At 60.9% G+C, this 23,427-nt stretch carries 22 protein-coding genes; 9 read left to right on the forward strand and 13 right to left on the reverse strand.

What is annotated here, in order from left to right; genetic code table 11:
- Positions 1–60: 60 nt before the first annotated feature.
- Positions 61–1,785: a protein-disulfide reductase DsbD gene (locus EDC28_RS15155; RefSeq protein ID WP_123422178.1), complete on the reverse strand. Its 1,725-nt coding sequence runs from the start codon at positions 1,783–1,785 to the stop codon at positions 61–63.
- Between the two features lie 51 nt (positions 1,786–1,836).
- Positions 1,837–2,754 carry a redoxin family protein gene (locus EDC28_RS15160; RefSeq protein ID WP_123422179.1) on the reverse strand — a complete coding sequence of 306 codons (918 nt, stop codon included), beginning with the start codon at positions 2,752–2,754 and terminating at the stop codon, positions 1,837–1,839.
- A gap of 81 nt (positions 2,755–2,835) precedes the next feature.
- On the opposite strand from EDC28_RS15160, the gene pdxR reads away from it, so the two are divergent.
- Positions 2,836–4,248 (forward strand): MocR-like pyridoxine biosynthesis transcription factor PdxR, encoded by a 1,413-nt coding sequence (pdxR, locus tag EDC28_RS15165; protein WP_123422180.1) that lies wholly within the window; start codon positions 2,836–2,838, stop codon positions 4,246–4,248.
- On the opposite strand, the gene EDC28_RS15170 is transcribed toward pdxR, so the two are convergent.
- The 4 genes from EDC28_RS15170 to EDC28_RS15185 all read right to left on the reverse strand — a co-directional run bounded on the left by EDC28_RS15170 (position 4,245) and on the right by EDC28_RS15185 (position 8,762).
- Positions 4,245–5,672 carry a carotenoid oxygenase family protein gene (locus EDC28_RS15170; RefSeq protein WP_123422181.1) on the reverse strand — a complete coding sequence of 476 codons (1,428 nt, stop codon included), beginning with the start codon at positions 5,670–5,672 and terminating at the stop codon, positions 4,245–4,247. The two genes, pdxR and EDC28_RS15170, sit on opposite strands and share 4 nt — an antisense overlap.
- 3 nt (positions 5,673–5,675) lie before the next feature.
- On the reverse strand, positions 5,676–6,077 hold the full coding sequence (locus EDC28_RS15175) for a DUF2141 domain-containing protein (RefSeq protein ID WP_123422182.1): 402 nt from the start codon (positions 6,075–6,077) through the stop codon (positions 5,676–5,678).
- 97 nt (positions 6,078–6,174) lie between these two features.
- On the reverse strand, positions 6,175–7,050 hold the full coding sequence (locus EDC28_RS15180) for a VIT1/CCC1 transporter family protein (protein ID WP_211355745.1): 876 nt from the start codon (positions 7,048–7,050) through the stop codon (positions 6,175–6,177).
- A 95-nt stretch (positions 7,051–7,145) separates the two neighbouring features.
- On the reverse strand, positions 7,146–8,762 hold the full coding sequence (locus tag EDC28_RS15185; RefSeq protein ID WP_123422183.1) for an alpha-glucosidase family protein: 1,617 nt from the start codon (positions 8,760–8,762) through the stop codon (positions 7,146–7,148).
- Positions 8,763–9,121: 359 nt separating this feature from the next.
- Between EDC28_RS15185 and EDC28_RS15190 the strand changes: the two genes are divergently transcribed.
- Both EDC28_RS15190 and EDC28_RS15195 read left to right on the forward strand, forming a co-directional pair.
- On the forward strand, positions 9,122–10,615 hold the full coding sequence (locus tag EDC28_RS15190; protein ID WP_123422184.1) for an MFS transporter: 1,494 nt from the start codon (positions 9,122–9,124) through the stop codon (positions 10,613–10,615).
- Positions 10,612–12,264 (forward strand): alpha-amylase family glycosyl hydrolase, encoded by a 1,653-nt coding sequence (locus EDC28_RS15195; RefSeq protein WP_123422185.1) that lies wholly within the window; start codon positions 10,612–10,614, stop codon positions 12,262–12,264. The genes EDC28_RS15190 and EDC28_RS15195 overlap by 4 nt, the downstream gene beginning before the upstream one ends.
- Here the strand turns inward: EDC28_RS15195 and EDC28_RS15200 are convergent.
- Entirely contained in the window at positions 12,218–13,267 is a 1,050-nt protein-coding gene (locus EDC28_RS15200) for a LacI family DNA-binding transcriptional regulator (RefSeq protein WP_050659286.1), read from the reverse strand. The genes EDC28_RS15195 and EDC28_RS15200 overlap by 47 nt on opposite strands.
- An 86-nt stretch (positions 13,268–13,353) precedes the next feature.
- On the opposite strand from EDC28_RS15200, the gene glk reads away from it, so the two are divergent.
- Entirely contained in the window at positions 13,354–14,331 is a 978-nt protein-coding gene (glk, locus tag EDC28_RS15205) for a glucokinase (protein ID WP_050659287.1), read from the forward strand.
- 83 nt (positions 14,332–14,414) lie between these two features.
- Positions 14,415–15,617 (forward strand): MFS transporter, encoded by a 1,203-nt coding sequence (locus EDC28_RS15210; protein ID WP_123422186.1) that lies wholly within the window; start codon positions 14,415–14,417, stop codon positions 15,615–15,617.
- Here EDC28_RS15210 and EDC28_RS15215 read toward each other — a convergent pair.
- Together EDC28_RS15215 and EDC28_RS15220 are read right to left on the reverse strand one after the other, a co-directional pair.
- Entirely contained in the window at positions 15,607–16,053 is a 447-nt protein-coding gene (locus EDC28_RS15215; protein WP_123422187.1) for a GNAT family N-acetyltransferase, read from the reverse strand. The genes EDC28_RS15210 and EDC28_RS15215 overlap by 11 nt on opposite strands.
- Before the next feature lie 121 nt (positions 16,054–16,174).
- On the reverse strand, positions 16,175–16,621 hold the full coding sequence (locus tag EDC28_RS15220) for a GNAT family N-acetyltransferase (protein WP_050659290.1): 447 nt from the start codon (positions 16,619–16,621) through the stop codon (positions 16,175–16,177).
- Between the two features lie 154 nt (positions 16,622–16,775).
- Between EDC28_RS15220 and nagX the strand changes: the two genes are divergently transcribed.
- Together nagX and EDC28_RS15230 are read left to right on the forward strand one after the other, a co-directional pair.
- On the forward strand, positions 16,776–17,864 hold the full coding sequence (gene nagX / locus EDC28_RS15225; RefSeq protein WP_336391549.1) for a transmembrane glucosamine N-acetyltransferase NagX: 1,089 nt from the start codon (positions 16,776–16,778) through the stop codon (positions 17,862–17,864).
- Positions 17,865–17,982: 118 nt separating this feature from the next.
- Positions 17,983–18,312: a hypothetical protein gene (locus EDC28_RS15230; protein WP_050659291.1), complete on the forward strand. Its 330-nt coding sequence runs from the start codon at positions 17,983–17,985 to the stop codon at positions 18,310–18,312.
- A 10-nt stretch (positions 18,313–18,322) separates the two neighbouring features.
- On the opposite strand, the gene EDC28_RS15235 is transcribed toward EDC28_RS15230, so the two are convergent.
- Positions 18,323–18,739, reverse strand: a complete 417-nt coding sequence (locus EDC28_RS15235; RefSeq protein WP_123422189.1) for a DUF2390 domain-containing protein — start codon at positions 18,737–18,739, stop codon at positions 18,323–18,325.
- On the reverse strand, positions 18,736–20,655 hold the full coding sequence (locus tag EDC28_RS15240; protein ID WP_123422190.1) for an ABC transporter ATP-binding protein: 1,920 nt from the start codon (positions 20,653–20,655) through the stop codon (positions 18,736–18,738). The genes EDC28_RS15235 and EDC28_RS15240 overlap by 4 nt, the downstream gene beginning before the upstream one ends.
- A 53-nt stretch (positions 20,656–20,708) precedes the next feature.
- On the opposite strand from EDC28_RS15240, the gene EDC28_RS15245 reads away from it, so the two are divergent.
- On the forward strand, positions 20,709–20,909 hold the full coding sequence (locus EDC28_RS15245) for a YheV family putative zinc ribbon protein (RefSeq protein ID WP_050659294.1): 201 nt from the start codon (positions 20,709–20,711) through the stop codon (positions 20,907–20,909).
- A 20-nt stretch (positions 20,910–20,929) separates the two neighbouring features.
- Here the strand turns inward: EDC28_RS15245 and EDC28_RS15250 are convergent, their stop codons facing one another.
- Positions 20,930–21,136, reverse strand: a complete 207-nt coding sequence (locus tag EDC28_RS15250; protein ID WP_050659295.1) for a SlyX family protein — start codon at positions 21,134–21,136, stop codon at positions 20,930–20,932.
- Positions 21,129–22,205: a WD40 repeat domain-containing protein gene (locus EDC28_RS15255; RefSeq protein ID WP_123422191.1), complete on the reverse strand. Its 1,077-nt coding sequence runs from the start codon at positions 22,203–22,205 to the stop codon at positions 21,129–21,131. The genes EDC28_RS15250 and EDC28_RS15255 overlap by 8 nt, the downstream gene beginning before the upstream one ends.
- A gap of 88 nt (positions 22,206–22,293) precedes the next feature.
- On the opposite strand from EDC28_RS15255, the gene fkpA reads away from it, so the two are divergent.
- The gene (gene fkpA, locus EDC28_RS15260; protein ID WP_050659297.1) at positions 22,294–23,088 is read left to right on the forward strand and encodes an FKBP-type peptidyl-prolyl cis-trans isomerase; all 795 of its coding nucleotides are present in this window, start codon (positions 22,294–22,296) and stop codon (positions 23,086–23,088) included.
- The last annotated feature ends 339 nt before the right edge of the window (positions 23,089–23,427 follow it).

The raw sequence follows: 23,427 nt of genomic DNA on the forward strand, positions 1-23,427 counted from the left end.
GGCAAAACCCCATCCTAAACAGCGCCGGCCCGATAGAAAAGGCCGGCGCTAAACAAGGGGTTAGTTGGGCGCCACGCCCAGGGTTTGCCTGATATGGGCGGCAAAGGGGCCGGCGGCCATAAAGCCGGTCACTCGGGCGGCCCGCAGCTCCTGGCCTTGGCCGTCAAAGAACAAGATGCTGGGCAGGCCAAGCACCGCCAGGGCCTGGGTAAAGGCCTGGCTGTTGGCGTCGTTGCGGCTCAAATCCACCTGCAACAGCAGGCTCTGGGCCAGGGCCGCCTTCACCTCGGGGGCCGGGAAGCTGTTGTGCTCGAACTCTTTGCAGGCCACGCACCAGTCGGCGTAAAGATCCAGCATCACCGGCTGGCCGCGCGCCTTGGCGTCGGCCAGTTGGCGGTTGAGGGCATCAAGGCTGGCCACCCGGGTAAAGGCCAGCGGCGCGGCGGCCTGGCTGGCAGTGGGAGCCGTGCCGGCTTGGCGCTGCCAGTGCAGGTAACCGTATTGCAGGCTGGCAAAGAGCCCGGCAAAGATGATGGCGCTGCGCACCCCTTTAACGGCGCTGGCGGCCGAGTCCTGGTTAATTACCGACAGGTAACTAAAAGCGGCCAGCCCCAGCAGGCTCCAGGTGAGGGCTGTCCACAAGTTGCTGACCAGCCGCTCGATAAAGATCAGGGCCACCGCCAGCAGCATAAAGCCGAACAGCACTTTGACCGCCTGCATCCAGGCGCCGGCCTTGGGCAGCAATTGGCTGCCGGTCATGGCAAACAGTATCAGCGGCAGGCCCATGCCCAGGCTCAATAGGTACAGTGCCAGCCAGCCAAAGCCGAGGTTACCGCTTTGGGCGATAAAGAGCAGTATTCCGGCCAGCGGCGCCGTGGTGCAGGGCGAGGCCACCAGCCCCGACAGCGCCCCCATCAGGAACACCCCGGCCAGCCGGCCGCCCTGTTGGCGATTGCTGGCATCATTGAGGCGCAGCTGCCAGCGCTCGGGCAGGCGCAGCTCCCAAAAGCCGAACATGGCCAAGGCCAGGGCCACAAAGAGTATGGCGATGGCGATCAGCAGCCAAGGCTGCTGCAAGGCGGCCTGGAAGCCCACCCCCAAGGATGCCACCGCCAACCCCATCAGCGAATAGGTCAGGGCCATGCCCTGCACGTAGGCCAGGCTCAGGGCAAAGGTACGGCCCCGGCTCTTGGCGCCGCCGCCGAGTACAATGGCAGAGACGATGGGGTACATGGGAAAGACGCAGGGCGTAAAGGCCAGCAGCACCCCAAGGCCCACAAAAAGCAGCAGCGTCAACGCCCGGTGCTGGCCAACGGCCAGGCGCTTGGCAAGGCTGGTTGACTGACTTTCTGCGGCGGGAGGCGGCTTGGGGGCGGCTTTGACGGCATCGAGGTAAAGGATGCGGGTGACCGGCGGGTAGCAAAGCCCGGCATCGGCGCAGCCGCGGTAGCTTATCTTCACCACCCCGTCCTGGGCGGCGCTCAAAATGGCGTAGCGCAGCTGCACCTGGTGGCGAAACACCGCCGTGTCCCCAAAGTAAGGGTCTTGATGGTGCTCGGCCTCGGGGCTGAAACTCGGCGGTGCCAGCTCGGCGTCTTGCAGCTCGGTTTTGAACTGGTCCTGGTAGAGGTAGTAGCCGTCAGCGATACGCCAGCTCAGCAGCAGTTGGTTGCCCTGCTGCTCGACATGAAAGCCGAACGCTTGGTCAACCGGCAGGAAGTCGGCCTCGGCGCGGGCGCCCAGGGTAGTCAGTGCCAGCAGGCACAATAAAAGCAATTTTCTCATGGCAAGTTACCGGCAAAGGGAAAGCTGCCGGGGCGCAGGCCCCGGCGCGCTTTAGCGGGCGCTGATTTGGGCGGCGATGGCCTCTGGGGAGTCAAAGTCGGTGATGCGGGCTTTGACCTTGCCGTCTTCCAGCAGCAGCAGGGTCGGCAGCTCGCGGATGGCGAAGTGGTTGAACAGCACCCCCTGGGTGTCAATCGCGAAGGGGATCGGCATCTGGTATTGCTGTTCGAACTTGCTGACATCGTCCTGGGTGGTCCAGAGGTGGTTCACAAAGCCTTGCCAGGGTTGGCCGGCCAGTTTCTGGTGCAGGGCGGCCAGGCCTTTTTGAACCTTGATGCAGCGCTGTGACATGGCCGGGCGGGTGTCGGCCAGATACCAGTCGCACCAGGTGGCGGTAAAGAACAGCAGATGCCGGCCTTTCAGCCAGGGTTTGAGCAGCGCCTGGCTTTGGCTGGCCGAGAGGGCGCCGGTGTCGGCGGCCGGGCTAGCCTTGCCGTCTGCCAGCAGTGCCAGATGGCGGTCCAGCTCGGCGTCCGCTTCGTGGCTGGTGTACACCACTTGGCCCTTGGCATCGATAAGCACATGGTAGGGCGTGCCCACCAGGCCAAGCGCCACCCCCAGGGCGCCGTCCTGGTCCAGCCACACCGGCACGGTTAAACCAAAGCGCTGGATCACCCGCTGGATGGCGGCCTTGCGCTCGTTGATGTTGATATCCAGCGCCACCACATTGATGCGGTCATGGTACTGCTGGTAGGCGTGCTCAAAGTGGGGCATCTGCGCCATGCAGGGCTTGCACCAGCTGGCCCAGAATTTGAGGTACAGCGGCTTGCCCTTTGGCAGGCTGTCGAGGTTGACGGTGGCGAGATCCGGAAAGCGTTGCAGGGCAATGCGTTGGTAGTCGGCCGTTTGGGCGCCAGCCCAGGTGCTCAGCAGCAGACAGCAGGCGGCGAGGAGTGCAGGCAGTTTCATGGAAGCCTCAGGGTGGATTTGGGATGGGCGCAGCTTGCCAGCTATATTGGCCCTGTCAGAGGTCCAATTTTAAGGAATGTTATGGAGCCAATTTTCGGCCTGCACCTGCAGCTGGACCGGCAACTGGCCGAGCCCCTTGCCGTGCAGCTCTATCGCCAACTGAGCCGGGCCATTGTTGAGCAGCGCTTGCAAGCCGGTACCTGGCTGCCGGCCAGCCGGCAATTGGCCCAGCATCTGGGGGTGGCGCGCAACACCGTGGTGCAAGTCTATGAGCGGCTGGCAAGTGAGGGGCTGGTAGCTAGCCAGGCCGGCAGTGGCACCCGGGTCTGCCAGTTACATCGCCCGGCGCCCAGCGCCGCCGCCCGGCCCGACGCCAAAAGGTGGGTGAGGCCCTTGTGGCAGCAGCGCCAGCTGTTTGCCATGCCCGAGATGGCCGAGCTGCGCTTTGATTTTGGCTTGGGCCTGGCCGATACCCGCCACTTTCCCGCCGCCCTTTGGCGCCGCTACATGAACCGGGCGCTGCGCCAGCAAGAGAGCCAGCCCCAGCCGCTGCACTGGCAGGGGTATCCGCCCCTTCGCGAGCTGATTGGCCGCTTTGTGTCGCAGTCGCGGGCGGTGTCTTGCGCCGGGCGGCAGGTGCTGGTGTGCAATGGTGCCCAGCAGGCCTTCAGCCTGATTGGCGCGGCCCTGGTCACCCCTGGCGTGACCACCGTGGCGGTGGAATCTCCCGGCTACCCCATGGCCCGCCAGGCCTTTGAGGCCGCCGGCGCCCATATTGTCGAGGTGCCGGTAGACCAGGACGGCCTGGTGGTGGACGCCATCCCCGAAGGGGTCGATTTGGTGTACGTTACCCCGTCACACCAGTTTCCCACTACGGTGGTGATGTCCCAGCAGCGGCGGCTGGCGCTGTTGGCACTGGCCAAGGCCCGGGACTTGTTGGTGATTGAAGACGATTACGACTCGGAGTTTCTGCTGGCCGGCCAGCCCATCGACGCCCTCCAGACCCTGGACCAAGACGGGCGGGTGCTGTACGTGGGCTCTTTTTCCAAGTGCATGTTCCACGACCTGCGCCTGGGGTATCTCATCGTGCCTGACTGGGCTGCTGGCGCTTTAGTGCTGGCCCGGCAAAGCGCGGACCTGGTCGGCGCCATGACGGTGCAGCTGGCCCTGGCCGACTTTATCCGCCAAGGCGATTTGCGCCGCCATATCCGCACCATGCGCCAGCACTACCGGGCCAAATACCTGGCCATTGGCGAGGCCCTGGCCGGTACCGTATTGCGGCCGGTGCCAATGCTGACCGGGGTGCATATGGCCCTGGAGGCAAGCGACGGCCGGCCGCTCGCTGAGGTAGCCAAGCGGGCCCAGCAGGCCGGCATTAACCTTTGCCACAGCAGCCTCTTTGGCAAAGAGGGCAACTTGCTGCTGCTGGGCCTTGGCCCCATCGCCCTTGAAGCCATTCCCGCCGCCATGGCGGCCCTCAAGGGCTGCCTTTAACCGTAAAAAGCGCCGTGAAAGCCCAGCGGCAGGGCCCGTGGCATGGTGGCGGTGGCAATGGGCCCTTGCTGGACCTTGGCCGGGTCAAACAGGGCAAGGCCGGTTTGCAGCCGGGTTTTGTCGAGCAGGGTGTGCAGCAGGTAATTACGGCCATCGCGGGCGGTTACCAGCAGCGGCTCTTCAACGGCGGTGTTGTCGTCAAAGCGGTGCAGCTGGATGTGGTTGCCGGGGCTGATGGCGGCAATGGCGTTGCCAAGGCCACGGTCTTTTTGGGTGCTGGCCACCCCGAACTGGGTTTGGCGCCGGTAGGGTGCGCGCCAGTCGAACTGGGGGAACTCCAAATCCACCGCCAGGGCTTGGCGCTGGCAGCGGCCGCTGGCTAAATCTACCCGGTAGCGGACCATGGCGCTGGGGTAGGGCTGCTGGCCAAGATGGCGGGTATCCATGCCCTTTAGCATGATGTCGGCGTTGGGGTACTCGGCCACCGTCAGCTCCAAGGTGCCCTTTTCTTCAATGGCGGTGCCCAGGTGAAAGGCAAAGCTGGCCGGCACCGACACCACCTTGTGTATCTGCAAACTGTTTTTGTCCACTAGGATGATCTGGTTGTCGCTGGCGCCGTCAAAACGCAGGCCGGCCAGGAAGCTGTCGCCCTTTTGGTAGCGAAGGGCGGTGTTAAAGAGCACCAGGTAACGTTCGCTCAGGGCAAAGGCGTGCATGTAGCCGTCTCGCGGCAGGTCAATCAGCTGGTAGCGGCTTAGCTTACCGCCCGCATCGAAGCGGTAAATCACCGCCTTGGCCAGGCCGTTGTAAAACAGCGAGCCGATATTCCAGGCCGAACCGTCGGGCTCGAACTGGGGGTGGGCCGAGAACGGCAGGTGGGTCAGCTCCGGCGCAAAAGACACCAGGCCTTTGGTGTCCAGGGTGTCTGGGTCGATTTCATAGGCGCTGCCCGCTTCCCAGAGCGCCATATAGCGTTTACCAAAGCGGCGGACGCTGATATTGGCCGGGTTGGCGCTGTCGTTGTGGGCAATGGGCGCGCCGTGCCGCTGGGAACCAACACCGGGGTAGAGAAAGCGCTTGGCCTGCTGCTCGGTCTGGTATTTCTCGGTGCGCACCAGCTTGCCGCTGTGGCTGATGCCGCCCGGGCCGATGCGAAAGGCCTGCACCATGCCGTCGCCGTCAAACCAATGGCGTTGCTGCTCGCCGGCGCGGCGAAAAAGCGCCGGGCCGTTACGGTAGAGGGTGCCGGTCAGTTGCTTGGGCCAGTTGCCCTGCAAGCTCATGGCCAGCGGCGCGAAATCGCCGCTGGCGCCGCTCAGCCAGGTTTCATCGAAGCTCGCCGCCAGGCCCGGCAGCGGCAGGGCGCTAAGGGCTGTGGCGCCGCCCAGGGCGCCAAGGGCTTTTAAAAAATCGCGCCTTTCCATGGCTTACCTCAGCTTGATGGTGATTTGGGTATCGCCCTCGACGGCAAAGGCGGCGTCTTCAAACTGGGCCGGGCCATGGCCGCCGGGCTTGCCGGAAAATCCATAAGGCTCGGTGGGAATGCCGATGAGGTTGGTGTCCAGCTTGCCGTTGTCGTTGGCATCGTGAAACAGCTTGATGGCGTAATGGCCTTCGGGCAGGTCGTGAAAGCTCAGGTGGCTTTGGCCGCCACGGGGTTTTACCCGGCTGGCGGCCACCGGCTGGCCTTTGCCGTTAAAGGCGGCTTGGGAGTCGTACAACGACACCCAGGTGGTGCCGGTGTCGGTGGGGTAGCCGGTAACGGTGACATCCAGGTTTTGGGCCATGCCCAGGGTGGGGGCCAGCAGCAGGGCAAACAGGGTTTTCATCGGGCAGCTCCTTGCGTTTGAGGTATGGCCTTATGCTAGAGGCTGCCCGCTTTTTGCACAGGTGCCAAAAGTCACGTTGTTGCCCCTGACTTTTGGCCTAGAGATCCACCCCCATGTAGCGCTTGGCGGCAAAGCCGATGCCAAAGGAGATAAGCGCCACCCCGAAGGTCAGGGCCATCATGCTGATAAAACGCGAGCTAAAGGGGGCGTCCTTGGCCACCGAGATGTAAAAGCTGTACAGCCAGATCACCAGCACCGCAAAGACAAACATAGTGCCAAGGGCCAGGGCCATGGAGCCAAATATGAAGTAGGGCGCTACCAGCAGCGCCGTGGTGCCAATGTAGGCAAGGCCGGTGTTAAGGGCGTAGAGCTTGGGGTCTATGGCATCAACGGGGCTTTCCTTGGACTCAAGGTAAGCCGAGCCGGCCATGGACAGGCTGGCGGCAATGCCCATGATAAGGCCGGTGACCCCCACGGTAGCGGTTTTGCTAAAGGCCAGGGCCACCCCGCACAGGGTGCCGGTGAGTTCTACCAGGGCATCGTTCATACCCAGCACAATAGCCCCGGCGTAGTTGAGCTTTTTGTCGTGCAGTAGGGTCAGCAGCCGGTTTTCGTGGCGGGTTTCCTGGTCGTAAATCTGCTTGGCTTCGGGGATGTCTTTGGCCAGATCCAGGTAAAAGGCCTCGGCGTCTACCTCACGGCTCTCCATGAATTTGGCGGCAAAGGAGGTGCCCAGCAGTTTTATCAATATCAGGTAGAACAGCACCAGCGGCCGGGAGGCCTTCAGCTCCTTGCCGGTAAGGGTGCGGCAGAAGTGGTAGTGGGCCTTTTCTTCCTCGGCGATTTTATGGAGCAGTTTGACGTTGTGGGGGTCTGGCTCGTGGCGGGCCAGCAGGGTGTAGATGCTGTAGTCGTTGATTTCGTTTTGTTGCTGAATAAGGGCTTTTTGGACCAACTGCTCGGAAAAGGCCATGGCAGGTTACCGGTACGGTGTTTGATGCTTCACCTTACTGCGGCCAAAGGGGGATGTCAGTGGCTAAATGAAAAAGTCGCCCGAAGGCGACTTTATTACTGCACTTGGCCGTAGAAGCTGCCATATGGCGGCAAGTTCAGTACTGTTCCTGCCATGTCGCCACTGACCAGCCCATGCTCGCCCAGGGCGCTGATGTGGCCGGTAACGGCCAGCGTCTGGCTCACCGGCTGGTTGGAGAGGTTAAAGGCCACCAGCAGTTTTTGGCCGTCCAGCTCCCGCTCGAAGGCCAGCACCGGCTCGGCGGTATCCAAGAAGCGGATGCTGCCCGCCACCAGGGCCGGGAACTGCTTGCGCCAGGCCAGGAACTGGCGAAAACCGTTCAGTACCGAGGCGCTGTCTTGTTCCTGGTGGGCTACCGCTTTTTGCTTGTGGCTGTCCGGCACCGGCAGCCAGGGCTTGGTGGTGCTGAAACCGCCGTATTCGCCGCTGGTCCAGGGCATGGGAGTGCGGCAACCGTCGCGGCCCTTGAATTCGGGCCAGAAGGTCATGCCGTAAGGGTCTTGCAGATCTTCAAAGGCCACTTCGGCCTCATCCAGCCCCAGTTCTTCACCCTGGTAGATGCACACCGAGCCGCGCAGCGAGCAAACCATGGCGCTCAGCATTTTGGCCATGTGCGCAGGCGCTTCTTTGCCGCCCCAGCGGCTGATGGCACGGGGCACGTCGTGGTTGGAGATGGCCCAGCAGGGCCAGCCCACGGTCATTTTCTGCTCCAGGCCCTCGACGGTGCTGCGGATATAAGCCACCGAGAAGTCGTTAACCAGCAGCTCGAAGCTGTAGCCCATGTGCAGGCGGCCCTGCTGGGTGTATTCGGCGGTGGTGGCCAGGGAGTCCTCGGCGGAGATCTCGCCAAGAGTGGTGGCGCCGGGGTAGTTGTCCACCAGGGTACGCAGCTCTTCGAGGAACGGCAGGTTCTCGGGCCGGGTGTTGTTGTAATAGTGGTATTGGAAGGCGTAGGGGTTGTCGGCGCTAAAGCCGCGGCCTACCCGCACTGCCTTGGGCTTGGCGGGGTTGTCCCGCAGCGCCTGGTCGTGGAAGCAAAAATTGATGGCGTCCAGGCGAAAGCCGTCCACGCCCTTGTCCAGCCAGAACTTGACGTTATCCAGGGTGGCTTGTTGCACCTCTGGGTTGTGGAAGTTCAAATCCGGCTGGGAGGACAAAAAGTTGTGCAGGTAGTACTGGCCGCGGCGCGGCTCCCAGCGCCAGGCCACGCCACCAAAGAGGCTCAGCCAGTTGTTGGGCGGGGTGCCGTCTTCCCGCGCGTCGGCCCAGACGTACCAGTCGGCCTTGGGGTTGTCGCGGTTCTCGCGGCTTTCCTTGAACCAGTCATGCTCCACCGAGGTGTGAGACAGCACCTGGTCAATCATCACTTTGATGCCGCGCTGATGGGCGCCAGCCAGCAGCCGGTCGAAGTCGTCCAGCTTGCCAAACAGCGGGTCTACGTCGCGATAATCGGCAATGTCGTAGCCAAAATCAGCCATGGGGGATTTGAAGAAGGGGGAGATCCAGATGGCATCCACACCCAGGGACTGGATGTAGTCCAGGCGGTCGATGATGCCCGGCAGATCGCCCACGCCGTCACTGTTGGTGTCGCTGAAACTGCGAGGATAGATCTGGTAAATAACGGCGCCACGCCACCAAGGAGCTTGACTCATAGGTACCCCAAATTCGTTTACTGCGCCTTTTCAGGCTTGTTTTGTCTGCCGTGCAGCTTAAGGCAGGGGCCTTCGGGCTCACAACCAGCTGCATACGTATGCAGGGTAAAATCTTTACCTTGGCGTCAACCTTTTGGGCGGCCGTGCTTTTGGGAATAAAGGCCCGGTAGTTAATGTGTTTTTCCCTTATCATGCCTGGGCTGGGGCGGCCATGAAGGGGGTGGATTGGCCATGAATACGTATGCAGGGCGTTGTCCGCAGCCGGGGTGCAGGCGAACATGTCGCCAACGTAAAGGTAAGGTGTTCGGGGCAAAGGCTCCGGCAGGGCGCCAGCCGGGGCCCCAACGAGGAATAACAAGATGACCACTAAACCGCAGTTGTCCTTCTGGCAGATCTGGAACATGTGCTTCGGCTTTCTGGGGATCCAGTTCGGCTTTGCCCTGCAAAACGCCAACGTCAGCCGTATTTTCCAGACCCTGGGGGCCTCGGTAGACGACATTCCCATCCTCTGGATAGCCGCGCCTTTGACCGGCCTGCTGGTGCAGCCCGTGGTGGGTTACCTGAGCGACCGCACCTGGACCGGCCTTGGCCGCCGCCGCCCCTACTTTTTAGTGGGCGCCGTGCTTACCACCCTGGCGCTCTTTGCCATGCCCAACTCTCCCACCTTGTGGGTAGCGGCCGGGCTGCTGTGGATCATGGACGCCTCCATCAATATCTCCATGGAGCCGTTTCGCGCCTTTGTTGGCGACCAACTGCCTGCCAAGCAGCGGCCCTTGGGTTACACCCTGCAAAGCTTCTTTATCGGCATCGGCGCCGTGGTGGCATCCATGCTGCCGTGGATCCTCGCCAAGTGCGGGGTCAGTAACGTGGCCGAGCCCGGCGCCATTCCCGATACCGTCAAATACGCCTTTTACTTTGGCGGCCTGGTGCTCTTTGTGGCGGTGGGCTGGACAGTGGTCTCTACCCGCGAATACCCGCCCGAGGCCCTCAAGGGCTTTGATGGCCAGCCAAGCAGCGAGCAGCCTTTGGATAAAAGCCGCGCCCGCAGCAGCGGCCTTAAATGGCTGGTGGCCGGCGTGCTTTTAGGGGCCGGTGTGGCGTTTTGGCAGCTTGAAAAAGAGCTGTACCTGCTGGCGGCCGGGGTTGGTCTTTATGGTCTGGCGCTGCTTTTGCTGTCTCTTCGCAGCGGCCGCGGCATGTTCAGCACCATCATGACGGATCTTTACCAGATGCCGGAGGCCATGCGCCGCCTGGCGGTGGTGCAGTTTTTCTCCTGGTTTGCCCTCTTTGCCATGTGGATTTACACCACCTCGGCGGTAACCGGCATTCACTTTGGCACCACCGATCCCAGCTCCGCCGCCTACAACGACGGCGCCAACTGGGTGGGGGTGCTGTTTGCCGCCTATAACGGTTTTGCGGCGGTGGCGGCGCTGATTATCCCGCTGATGGTCAAGGCCTGGGGGCTGCGGGTGGCGCACCTGGTGAACGTCTGCCTGGGGGCGGCGGGGCTTATTTCCATCGTCCTTATCAAAGACCCTGACTGGCTGCTGCTGTCCATGGTGGGGGTGGGTTTTGCCTGGGCCTCGATTTTGTCGCTGCCCTATGCGCTGCTTTCCGACAGCCTGCCGGCCGAGAAAATGGGCATCTACATGGGCATCTTCAACTTCTTTATCGTGATACCGCAGCTGCTGGCGGCCAGCGTGCTGGGCTTTATGCTCAAAAGCTTCTTTGGCAACCAGCCGGTCTACGCCCTGGTGATTGGCGGGGTGAGCCTGGTGATCGCCGGCCTTTGCGTGCTGCGGGTGCAAGACGGCAGCGCCGCCCCCGAAGGGGCGTTGGCGGGCAGCAAATGAAGGCCCTGGCCCTTGGCGCCCTGGCGCTGCTAGGTGCGCCGGCGCAGGCGACCGACTACTACGGCACCACCGAGCCCTTTGCCAGCAACGCCATTTACTTCGTGATGACCGACCGCTTCGTCAATGGCGACACCAGTAACGACCATCGCCACCAGGGCGGCGCTCATCCCACCTTTGACATCCCGGTCAAAGGCCCAGACGGCCAAAGTGCCAACATCGGTTACCTGGGCGGTGATTTTAAGGGCATCCTCGACAACGCCGGTTACATCCACGGCATGGGTTTTGGGGCGGTGTGGATAACCCCCATCGTCGATAACCCCGACCAGGCCTTTACCGGCGGCAAGGCGGTGAGCTTTGGCAGCAGCTTTACCGACCAGGGCAAAACCGGTTACCACGGCTACTGGGGCGATAATTTTTACAAGGTGGACGAGCACCTGGAGAGCAAAGGCCTCTCTTTTAGCCAGTTCACCGCCAAGATGCGCCAGCAGGGCCTGAAGACGGTGCTGGATATCGTGGTTAACCACGGCTCGCCGGCCTATGACATGCCCGCTGCGCAGCCCAAGTTCGGCCAGCTGTTCGACAAAGACGGCAAGCTCATTGCCGACCACCACAACCTGCCCCCAGACCAGCTGGACCCAAAGGACCCGTTGACGGCCTTTTTCCACCGCAAGGCGGAGATGGTGCAGCTCTCGAACTTCAACGAAGACAACCCGGCGGTAATTGATTACTTCGTTGGCGCCTACCAGAAGTGGATAGACGCCGGGGCCGATGCCTTTCGTATCGACACCATCATGTGGGTGGACAACGCCTTCTGGAAAACCTTCAGTGACCGCATCCGTGCCAAGCACCCGGGCTTTTTCATGTTCGGCGAGGCCTACGATTACAACCCGGCCAAGATAGCGCCCCACACCTGGCCACAAAACGGCGCCATCAGCGTGCTGGATTTCCCGCTCAAGGCGGCGCTGGACAAGGTGTTTGCCAAGGGCGAGGGCTTTGAGGCCTTAACGCCGGCCCTTTACTTGGATAAAGGCCCCTACCAGAACCCCTACCAGCTCACCACCTTCTACGACAACCACGACATGCCGCGCATGAATGCCAGCGACAACGGCTTTGTCGATGCCAACAACTGGCTCTTTACCGCCCGCGGCATACCGGTGATTTACCAGGGCTCGGAAGTGGGCTTTATGCGCGGCGCCGCCGAGCACGCCGGCAATCGCAACTACTTTGGCCAGGCCCGTATCGACGCCGCCCCAAAAAGCCCCATCTACCAGAACTTAAAGCGGGTAGGGCAGCTGCGCGCCGCCAATGTGGCGCTGCAAAAAGGGCTGCAACTGGATTTGAAACTGCAAGGCAACGAGGCCCAGTTTTTACGGGTCTACCAGCACCAAGGCGTTAACCAACAGGCGCTGGTGGTGCTCAACAAAGGCGATAAGGTGTTGGATACAACCGCTCGGGGGCCATTGCAGACCGGTAACTGGGTTGATGCTGTCAGCGGTGAAACGATTCGGGTAAAAGAGGGCCTGGCACTTCGCGTCCAGCCCCATTCGCTTCGGGTGTTGTTGCTGGACGCGCCGGTCACCGACCCGGCGCTGGCCAAGGCTCTTAACCGGCTGATGGCGCGCCCGGTTGACCACAAGAGCGGCGAATAACCAGCTCGGCAGGAATTTTGGCGCTGTGCGCTGGCAGCTTGTGAATGGTTTTGAGTAAAGACTGCACCAGCATCTCGCCAGCCAGCTTGGTGTTCTGGCGCACCGTGGTGAGCGGTGGGTTGGCAAAGGCGGCCATGTGGATGTCGTCAAAGCCCACCACCGCCACCTGTTCGGGCACCTTGATGCCGCGGTCGGCCAAGGCGCGCATGGCGCCAAGGGCGATAAGGTCGCTGGCGCCGAACACGGCGTCGAAGGACTGGCCGGCATCGAGCAGGGCGCACACGGCTTCGTAGCCGGCCTGCTCGGTGGTGATGGCGTCCAGTTGCAGCGCCGGGTCGGCCTTGAGACCGGCCTCGGCCAAGGCGGCGCCATAGCCCTGGTAGCGCTCAAAAAACTCCGGGTAATGATTGGAAGCGTGGCCAAGAAAGGCTACCCTTCGACGGCCCAGGGACAGCAGGTGGCGCACCAAATCGCGGCCACCCTGGAAGTTGTCACAGCCAATGGACAGGCCCGGCTGCTGTTGCAGCACCGCACCCCAGCGAACAAAGTGGGTGCCCTGGGCCACCAGTTGGTCAAGCTTTGACTGGTACGCGACATAATCACCGTACCCTAACAAAATAATGCCGTCAGCCTTGTTGCTGTCTTCATAATCGGCGTGCCAGTCATCGCTAAGCTGTTGGAAGGACACCAGCAGATCAAACCCGGCCTGGGCACAGGCGCGGGTGATGGACCCCAACATGGACAGAAAAAATGGGTTGATCAGGGAGTCGTCCGGGGTTGGGTCCTCGAACAGCAGCAGGGCCAGAGTGCCGGAATGCTGGCTACGCAGGTTGGAGGCATTTTTATCCACCTTGTAGTTGAGTTCGCGGGCAATGGCCTGGATGCGATCACGGGTTTCCTTGTTGACCAGGGGACTGCCGCGCAAGGCGCGGGAGACAGTGGACTGCGAAACGCCCGCTTTATGGGCGATGTCAAAAGATGTGGCTTTGCCTTTGTTACGCATTGGGAAGGGTCTTTTACGTTTTCGCGCCAGGGTCCGAGGAAATAAATTACCACGAATTTGTTTTATAAGAAGACGGTACGGTATCCATGGCAACGCAGACATCTCCATACGTCGTCGCAGACATTGGCGGCACCAACGCCCGCTTTGGTCTGGTCACTGGCAAAACAGACGGCCGCTTTGACATCATCCACCAGGAACGCTTCGCCAGCTGCGACTTCCCCGACATGCAGTCTCTGGTCGCCCATTATCTCGAGATTGTCTCCGACTACGCCCCCCAGCACGCCTGTCTGGCAGTGGCTGGCCCGGTGGGCGGCGACGAAGTGCGCCTGACCAACCTGTCCTGGCACTTTTCCATCAAGGAAACCCAGCAGAACCTGGGGCTGACCCAGCTGGAAGTCATCAACGACTTCGTGGCCTACGCCAGCTCCATCCCGCTGTTGCCGCCCCAGGCCCTGGTGCAGGTGCGTGACGGTAAACCCCTGGAAACCGCTCCTATCGCGGTACTGGGCCCAGGCACCGGTCTGGGCGTGGCGAGCCTTATCCCCGACGGAAAAGGCGGCTGGAGTGCCATCGGCTGCGAAGGTGGCCACATTGCCCTTGGCGCCTCCACCGAGATGCAGCGCAAGGTGCTGTGCGCCCTGGCCGAGGAGCTGGAGTTTGTCTCTGCCGAGTTGGCGCTGTCCGGCTCCGGCCTGCCCAACCTGTACCGGGCCGTGGCCAAGGTACGGGGCGTGCAGCCCAAGGCGCTGACCTCGGCCGACATCAGCGAGATGGCCCTGGACGGCGAGCCGACCTGCTACGAGACCCTGAGCCTGTTCTGTGAATGGCTGGGCGGCATGGCGGCAGACATCACCCTGGCCCAAGGCGCCCGTGGCGGCCTGTACCTGGGGGGCGGCATCCTACCGCGCTTCCTGGAGTTCTTCTTGAAGAGCAATTTCGTCAAAGGCTTTACCGACAAGGGCGTGATGTCTGCCTATATGGCTGATATTCCTGTGTATCTGGCCATCGAGACCCACTCGGCCCTGACCGGTTCCGCCGCCTGGATGGAAGCGCATAAGGTTTGATTATCAAACCTATAAATTGAATATATTTTCTTGATGATGGTGCCGGCCTTTATCATGTGATCTTCGTCACCCGAGGAATCACCATGATAGAGGTCGGCACCAAAGCCTTCTGGCGCGCAACCCTGGCCATGAGCCTGGGCTCCTTCCTGATCTTCGCCAACCTGTATTTCACCCAGCCGCTGCTGCCGATGTTGGCCAGCGAATTTGGGGTGTCTCCGTTGACGGCCTCTTACAGTTTCACCCTCTCCACCCTGATGCTGGGGGTGTCGCTGCTGCTGTACGGGCCCCTATCCGACGCCCTGGGGCGCCGCGCCATCATGCTCACCACCATGGTTGGCGCCGTGGGCTGCACCTTGCTGCTGTCTCAGGTGCACAGCTTCGGGGCGCTGTTGGCGCTGCGGGCCTTGCAGGGGTTCTTCCTCGGTGGCTTGCCGGCCATTGCCATTGCCTACATGGGCGACGAAATGAGCCGCAAGGCGCTGGTGTCGGCGGTGGGGTTTTATATCAGCGCCAACAGCCTGGGCGGTATCTGTGGCCGGCTGCTGGGGGGCTTTTTGGCCGATACCCTGGGCTGGCAGATGGGCTTTGCCATCACCGGCGCCCTGAGCCTGGTGTTGCTGGGGGTGTTTGCCTGGCTGTTGCCGCCCAGCCAGCAGTTTGTTCGCCAAAAGCTGCATCCCAAACAGATGGTGCGCGACTTGGTGGGGCACTTGAAAAACCGCCTGCTGGTGGTGAGTTACGCCATTGGCGGCCTGAATTTCTTTATCTTCGTTAACCAATACAGCTTTTTGACCTTCCGGCTCTCGGATGCGCCCTACAACCTGCCGGCCCGTTACCTTGGGCTGCTGTTTTTGACCTATCTCTCCGGCACCTTAGGCTCGGCTTTGTCCGGCAAGGTGTCGGCCAGGTTCAGCCAGCCGGTGGTGATGATGATGGGGATCGGCCTGATGGTGGTAGGAACCCTGGTGAGCCTCGGAGAAAGCATCAGCGTGATCATGCTGGGCTTTTTGTTCAGTGCCTTCGGCTTCTTTTTGTGCCACGCCAACTGCTCAAGCTGGGTTAGCCACAATGCTCGCCACGCCAAAGCCAGCGCCTCGTCGCTGTATCTGGTGTTTTACTACCTGGGGGCAAGCCTTGGCGGTACCTATCTGGCGCCGTTTTGGCACCATGGCCAGTGGGCCGGGGTGGTGCTGGGGTCCCTTATCATCCTGGCTCTGACTTTTAGCCTCTGCTTGCTGCTGCGCCACTGGGCGACGGCCCGGGAAGGGGCGCTGGTCAGTAACTGAAGTAGCGGTTGGAGCGGGTGGAGACCATCTGCACCTGCAAAAGGCCGGTTTGGCTGTCCAGCAGTTCCTGAACCGGGTGAAAGCCCTGGCGCTTGAAGTACTGCTGGCCTTCGCCTGCCGCCGTAAAGAGCTGCACTTCCAGATCGCTAAAGCGGCTTAGGGTGTAGTAGAGCAGCGCCTTGCCAATACCTTTGCCTTGGGCCGCCGGGTGCACGCAAAGAGCGCCGAGTTTACGGCCCTTGAGCTGCGCAAAACCCTGCACGCCGTGGTAGTCGTAGATAAAAACCTGGCTTTGGGGCAGCAGCTCGTTGTCCAGCCACAGGGCAAAGGACTGCCACTTAGACGCGGCAAATTGCGGGTCCAGCTGCTGGGCGGCGGCCTGCCAAAGCGCCAGGATAACGCTTCTGTCCTGGGCCGATTGGGCTTCACGGATCATCTACCTACTCCTTCACTGAGATCCCTTAGCCATGCTAAGGCCCACCATTGCCTTTGGCTTGTAGATTTGCGTTAGCAAATATGTAGAAAAGCTCTTTTATTCACATTTACACACCAAGGACTTAGCGTTGGAAATAGCCCTGGCTGGTGCTGTGGATCATAAGCAGCTGCCACTGGCCGGTGCGCCCGTCCAACTGCTCGCTGACCGGCTTAAAGCCCTGGTGGCGAAAAAAGGCGATGGCGTCTTTGTGCTGGCAAGGGGCGCTGAGCCGCAGCGGGTGGCGACGGGACTGGGCAAAGCTGAGCAAGGCCCGGCCTATGCCGCGCCGCTCGGCGTCTGGGTCTACGCAAAGGTGGTTGAGGCCGTCTCTAGACAGCAGCACAAAGCCGCGCACCCGGCCGTCGTCATAGAGCCAGGCCTCGCTTTGGGCCAGCAGCTGCTCGTTAAGCCAACACAGTTCTTGCTGCCATTGGTGGCGCGGCAGGTAGGCAAGGGCCTTGGGGGCTGATGCCAACCAGATATCGCTGACCATCTGCCGGTCCGCCTGGCTTTTTAGTTGCCGGATCATCACAACACTTCCGTTAAGCACCTTTTGCCAGACTAGCGCCCCCTTTGGGCAGCATTGTGGAGCCTGGGTTAAGAAGTGTTGCCGGCCCTGAACGGGGCTGGCCTTGCAATGAAAAGACAGCGCTGTCATCTTGGCAAAAAACAGGGAGGTGGCAGTGAGTTCTTCTTCGCGCTTGTTAAGTGTCGATGCCCTGCGCGGTTTTGACATGTTCTGGATCCTCGGGGGTGAGCTGCTGTTTGCCGCCCTGTATCACTTGACCGGGCAGCCTCTGTGGCAGCGCTTGGACATGCAGGTGCACCACTCGCCTTGGCACGGCTTTACCGCCTACGACGGTATCTTCCCGCTGTTTATCTTCCTGGCCGGCACGGCCTTGGGGCTGGGGAGCGAGGCTGTGGCCGGGCAGCCCTTTGCCGCGCGGCGGCGTCTTTACCTCATGGCACTAAAGCGCCTGGCGCTGCTGCTGGTATTTGGGGTGCTCTACAACCACGGTTGGGGCAGTGGCTTGCCAGCCGAGTGGGGCGAGGTGCGTTACGCCTCGGTGCTGGGGCGCATTGGCCTTGCCTGGTTTGTGGCGGCCATGCTGGTTTGGCATTGCCAGCCCAGAGTCTGGTTGGGAGTGGCCTTGACCATCTTGCTGGGCTACTGGGCGTTGCTGGCAGGACACCTGGATAACCCGGCCCTTACCCCCAATGCCTGGGTGGATGCCCACTTTTTGCCAGGCATTCATTACCATCAGATGCCTGCCGACCCCGAAGGGCTGCTCTCTACCTTGCCGGCGGTGGTTAATGCGCTGTTAGGTGTGATGGCCGGGCGGCTGTTAAAAGGCGTCTTGCCACCCTGGCAAAAGGCAGCAAGGCTGGCGGCCATGGGGTTTGGCCTGTTGCTGCTGGGGTATTTGTGGGCCCTGGTGTTGCCCCTGAATAAAACCCTCTGGACCTCCAGCTTCGTGCTGGTCACCAGCGGTTGGAGCGCCTTGCTGTTGGCGCTGTTCTACGCCCTGATTGACGTGCTGCGCTTGCGCTGGCTGGGCTGGTTTTTTGCCGTTATCGGCGCCAACGCCATCGTGATTTATCTCGCCTCCAGCCTGGTGGACTGGCGTTATATCGCCAACAGCCTTCTTGGCCAGTGGATTGCGGCGCTGAGCCCGGCCGCCCAGCCCTTGGCGGCCGCTTTGGCCTTGCTGGCGGTGCAATGGCTGGTGCTCGCCTGGCTTTACCGGCGGCAGATCTTTATCAAGGTCTGAGATAAGAAAATCTGGGGCAAAAGCGGCAAAAAGACTGGCCTGAACATCACCGCCTTGTCATGGGGCTTTTTTACGCTGTGCGCAGTTGATTACCGATTGGCACTTTAAGGAGCCGTGCGTGAAAAAGTCCCTGCTTGCTTTAGCCTCTCTGCTGCTCTGTGGCCAGGCCCTGGCCGCCGATGTCTATTCAAACCAGGAGTATTGCGCCCTCAAGGGGGCGGTGTCCCAACGCTACCTGGCCGCCTACGCTGGCAAGCTGGGGTATGCCCCCAGCCGCCAGGAATGCCGCCTGCTCAAGGCCAGTAATGTGACCGCCAGTAAAAATGCCTGGGATTTTCAGGGGAATAAGGCGCTGCAAGGTTCGGTAGTGAGGTTGCCGGTGGCGGTAGTGACCAAGCTGCGGGCCATGCCGCCCAAGGCGCGCGCCGAGGCGCTGTCAGCCCACTAAGGCCGCTGCCTCAAGGCAGCTGATAGAGCGCTTTTAACCGCGGCAGGTTCTTGGGACCTGCCGCTTTGTTTTTGGGGTAATCCTGGGCGCTGCTGTCGCGGCCCACCAGGGCCATAAATTGGCGCTGGGCTTCGCGCTCCAGGCGCAGCTCCTGGGTTTTAAGCTCGTCATAATGGCGTTGGCTAACCTCGGCCTTAAGGCTGTGGCGCAGCGCCCGGTAAGGGGCCAGCCACTGGGCCTGGATGCGGCGGCTCTCAGCCAAAAGCGCCAGCCAAGTGGCTTGCTCCAGGTACAGCGCTTCTTCGTCCAGCCAAGCGGCCAGCAGGTAGAGGTTCACATCCAATTCGTGGCTTTGCTGCCAGGCCAGCAATTGCTTTTCCCATTGGGGGTAGACCAGCAGGCAGTAATCCCAGAAGGTCTCGCTCATGCAAACTGCTCCTCAAAGGCGCTGTCCAGGCCTTCGAGCTCTTCGGACAGGGTCATCCATTCCAACTCCACCGTTTCCAACTCGGCCCTGGCATCCCCTTGTTCTTTAAGGAGCCGGGTCAGCTCGGCCTTGTTGGCCGCTTCGTAGATATCAGCGTCCCCCAGGCGGCCTTCAATGGTGGCCAGCTTGTCACCGAGGCTCGCCATGGTTTTGTCGAGCTTTTCAATCTTTTGCTTAAGAGGCCGGGTTTTGGTGCGGTGCTCGGCTTCCAGGCGCTTGCGGTCTTTGCGGGACTGGGCCGAGTTGTCCTTGGCAGACACGGCATCGGCGTCGGCGTTGGCTACTTTTTCGCGGTCTTTTAGCCACTTGTGGTAATCGTCGAGATCGCCGTCAAAAGGCGCCACCTCGCCGTGGGACACCCGCAAGAAGGTGTCGGTGGTGGTGCGCAGCAGGTGGCGGTCGTGAGAAACGATGACCATGGCGCCGTCAAAATCCTGCAGGGCCAGGGTCAGCGCTTCGCGCATTTCCAAGTCAAGGTGGTTGGTGGGTTCGTCCAGCAGCAACAGGTTGGGGCGCTGCCAGACGATAAGGGCCAGGGCCAGGCGCGCCTTCTCGCCACCGGAGAAGGGGGCGATGGGGTCTAAGGCCTTGTCGCCACGAAAATCAAAATGGCCGAGAAAATCGCGCAGCTCTTGTTCGCGCACTTGCGGCGCCAGGCGCTGCAGGTGCAACAGCGCCGAGGCGCCCGCGTCCAGGTATTCCAGTTGATGCTGGGCAAAATAGCCCACCTTCAGGCCCTGGGCCGGTACCAGCTCGCCACGTTGCGGGGCAAGGCCGCCTGCCAGGAATTTAATCAGGGTGGATTTACCGGCGCCGTTGGGGCCCAACAAGCCAATGCGCTCGCCGGGTTGTAGCCGCAGGCTGACGTTACTGAGGATTTGCTTGTCGCCGTAACCCAGGCTCACTTTGTCGATGGCCAGCAGTGGCGAGGGCAGGGTGGCGGCGTTTTCAAAGACAAAGGAGAAAGGCGAGTCCACGTGGGCCGCTTGCAGCTCTTCCATCCGCTCCAGGGCTTTGATGCGGCTTTGGGCCTGGCGGGCCTTGGTGGCCTTGGCTTTGAAGCGGTCGATAAAGCTTTGCAGATGGGCGCGCTGGGTCTGCTGGCGCTCGAACATGGCTTGCTGCTGGGCCAGGCGTGCAGCGCGCTGGCGCTCGAAGCTCTCGTAGTTGCCGGTGTAGCTGTTGAGCTTCTGGTGCTCCACATGGCAAATGTGGGTGACCACATCGTCGAGGAAATCCCGGTCGTGGGAAATGAGCAGCAAGGTGCCTTTGTAGCTGGTCAGCCAGTCGGCCAGCCAGAACACCGCGTCCAAGTCCAAGTGGTTGGTGGGTTCGTCCAGCAGCAACAGATCCGAGGGGCAGATCAGCGCCTGAGCCAGGTTAAGGCGCATCCGCCAACCGCCCGAGAAGGATGACACCGCCCGCAGCTCGTCACCGCCGTTAAAGCCCAAACCGTGCATTAGGCTGCCTGCCCGGGCGCGAATGTCGTAGCCGCCGGCCTGCTCTATGTCGCCCATGATGCGGGCAATGGCGTCGCCATCGTTGTGCGCCTGGGCGGTGGCCAGTTTGGCCTCCAGGGCCCGATAGCGGGCGTCGCCGTCAATCACATAATCGATGGCGGGGCGCTCAAGGGCCGGGGTTTCCTGCTTGACCGAGGCAATGGTCCAGTTGGCGGGCAGTTTGACGTCGCCGCCGTCCACTTCCAGTTCGCCGCGCAGCAGCGCAAAGAGGGTGGATTTGCCGCAGCCATTGGCGCCTACCAGGCCCACCCGGTGGCCAGCGTGTACGGTGAGGGAGGCGCCGTCGAAGAGTTTCTGGCCGCCGCGGATCAATTGCAGGTCTTGAAGGTGTATCATGTGCGGTCTACATCTGCCGTGATGTCGGCAATCCTACTAGGTTGGAAGTCAGTATGGCAAAGCGTCGTTTTATCGCCGGGGCCAAGTGCCCAGAGTGCGAGCAGCAGGACAGCATTCAGCTCATCATTGAAAACAACGTCGAGCGCATTGAATGTGTTTCTTGCGGCTACAAGCAGACCCAGACCAGCCGCGACGCAGAAGGCGCCGCCAAGGGCGACAAGGAAAGCATCATCGGGCTGTTTAAACCCGAATAAGGGCGCCTGCGGCGCCCTTTTCAATAATGGGGAGGCGGGGTTTCTTCATGCTCGCCGGCGATGTTGCTACCCGAGACCCCTTTGAGCTTCCTGGCCATCAGCGTCAGTTGTTCACGCTGCTTTTCCACCAGCCGCTGCAGGCTGGCCATCTCGTCCGACAGCTCCTGTAGGGCTATCTCTTGAAAGGCCAGGCGGCTCTCCAGATCGTTTAGGCGTTCATCACTCATGGGGTTTCTCCAGCGGCCAGGCTTCTAACAGGCCGGCGGAGCTTACCGAATAGACCCGGTCTCTGGCAAAGGCTGTTGCGTAAACCACCGCCGAGCGCGGCCCAAAGCCTTTGGATACCCCTACTTCGGTTTGCCACAGGCGCTGGCCGCTTTGGGTGTCCCACATGATGAGCTGGCGGCCGGGGCCACCGGTGAGCAGGCGGTTGCCGTCGCTGCTAAAACGGGCCGCGGTAAAGAGCTCTTGCTTGGCTTTGGTGACGAGGCGAGCCTTCACCTCGCCGGTGCGGATATCCCACACCACGGCATTGTTGTCGGCGTCGTCGGTAAAGGCGTAACGGCCGTCGTCGGTCATGGCCACCAACACCACTCGGTTGCTGGCGTCAAACTTCCTGACCACCTGGCCGGTTTGGCTGTTCCACAAAAAGGCGCGGTGATCGTTGCCGCCAGACAGCACATAAAGGCCGTTGCCGGACATGGCGATGGAGTTAACCTTCTCACTGTGGCCCAAAAATTCCAGGCGCCGGCCGGTAATGCGGTTGAAGTGGGTGACAACGCCGTCGGCCTGGGCATAGGCAATGAAGTTGCCGCCGCTTGATACCGCTATGTCGCGCAGGGTCTGTACCTGGCTGGTGCCGGGTTCGTCGATGCGGGGGCTGCCCCGATAGCTGCCGGCCTGCCAGTAGCCGAGGTTTTCACCATCATCGCTTTTCCAAAGGGCAATGCGGGTTTGGTCGGCCGTAACCAGGTAGTCGCCATTGACTGAAAAACGGACCAGGGTGACCGGCAGCGGCTCGGCTGGTAGCCTGTCATCCGGCTTGTAGCCATCCCGGGTCAGGGCGGCTTTTGTTGGCGGCGCCACATTCATTTGCAACCTATAGCGCGGTTTGTTGTCTTTTAAACTCCAAACCACGACCCCCTCGGGATCGCCACTGATGGCGGCCAGTCCGGCCGGTACGCTGATGTCAGCGCCATAGGCACCGTTCCCCACCACTGGCCAGCTAGCCAGTGACTGAGGTTTGGGGCTGCAACCGAACAGCAGCACAACGCAAAATAAAAGGACTCTGGGCATAGATTTAATAATGCCGGAATTTGTGTTTAGTATAAGGACTTTATCAAAGACGGAAGGGGATGGCCCCTTTCACTTAAGGAGCATTTTTATGAAACCCTGGTTCAAGCTGGCGGTGATCCCTGCCTTCGTTCTGGCAGTGACAGCCTGTCAACAAAAAGAAGAAAAAACCGACAAGGCCACCGACACAAAGGTTGAGCTGAAGTCCGATCAAGAGAAACAGGCTTACGCCATTGGTTCCAGCATTGCCGAGTACATCCGTACTACCATGGAAAAGCAGGAAGAACTGGGTATCAAGCTGGACAAAGAGCTGGTGATCGCCGGTTTTGAAGACGGCATCCACAACAAAGCCCAACTGGACGAAGACACCGTCAAGACCCAGCTCCAGGCCCTGGACAAAGCTGCTTCCGAGAAAATGGCCACCAAAGCCAAAGAAGAAGCTGACAAGAACAAAGCCGCCGGTGAGAAATACCTGGCTGAAAACGCCAAGAAAGACGGCGTGAAAGTCACCAAATCCGGCCTGCAGTACGAAGTGCTCAAGGAAGGTACCGGTGAGCATCCCAAGGCGACCGACCGCGTTACTGTTAACTACAAAGGCACCCTGACTGACGGCACCCAGTTCGACAGCTCCTACGACCGTGGCGAGCCGATTACTTTCGCCCTGAACCGCGTTATCCCCGGCTGGACCGAAGGCGTACAGCTGATGACCGTGGGCTCCAAGTACCGCTTCGTGATCCCTGCCGACCTGGCCTATGGCGACCGCAACATGCAGACCATTCCCCCCAACTCCGTACTGGTGTTTGAAGTGGAACTGCTGGGCATCGACAAAGGCGACAAGGCCGACGAGTCCAAGGCTGAAAAGCCTAAAGCCGAAGCCAAAAAATAAGTTTCAAAGCTACCCAAAACCCGGCTTAGGCCGGGTTTTTTTATGGTATTTCGCCTGGGGTTTAAGCTAGGGGTCTTGCGGGACGCTTTGAGGCGTTTTAGTTAAGGCTGGTAGCATAAACGGTCTTTCTTTAGTCTGATTTTTGCACGCTTTGGGCTTTAGTGGGTCTGTAACGAGAATGATCGTCTTTATTCGACATCAATCAACCCTCTGCCTTCACGAGCTAAACGTCCCTCCAACGCACTGCTGCTAAAGCAGCAACTCAAAACTCTCTTTAGAACCCGATGTCTTTGGGTCCTCTTTATTTACAAATGTTAACTCTCTGTGTGTCTTATTTTA

Origin of the sequence: Gallaecimonas pentaromativorans (assembly GCF_003751625.1) — a bacterium.
GTDB lineage: Bacteria > Pseudomonadota > Gammaproteobacteria > Enterobacterales > Gallaecimonadaceae > Gallaecimonas > Gallaecimonas pentaromativorans.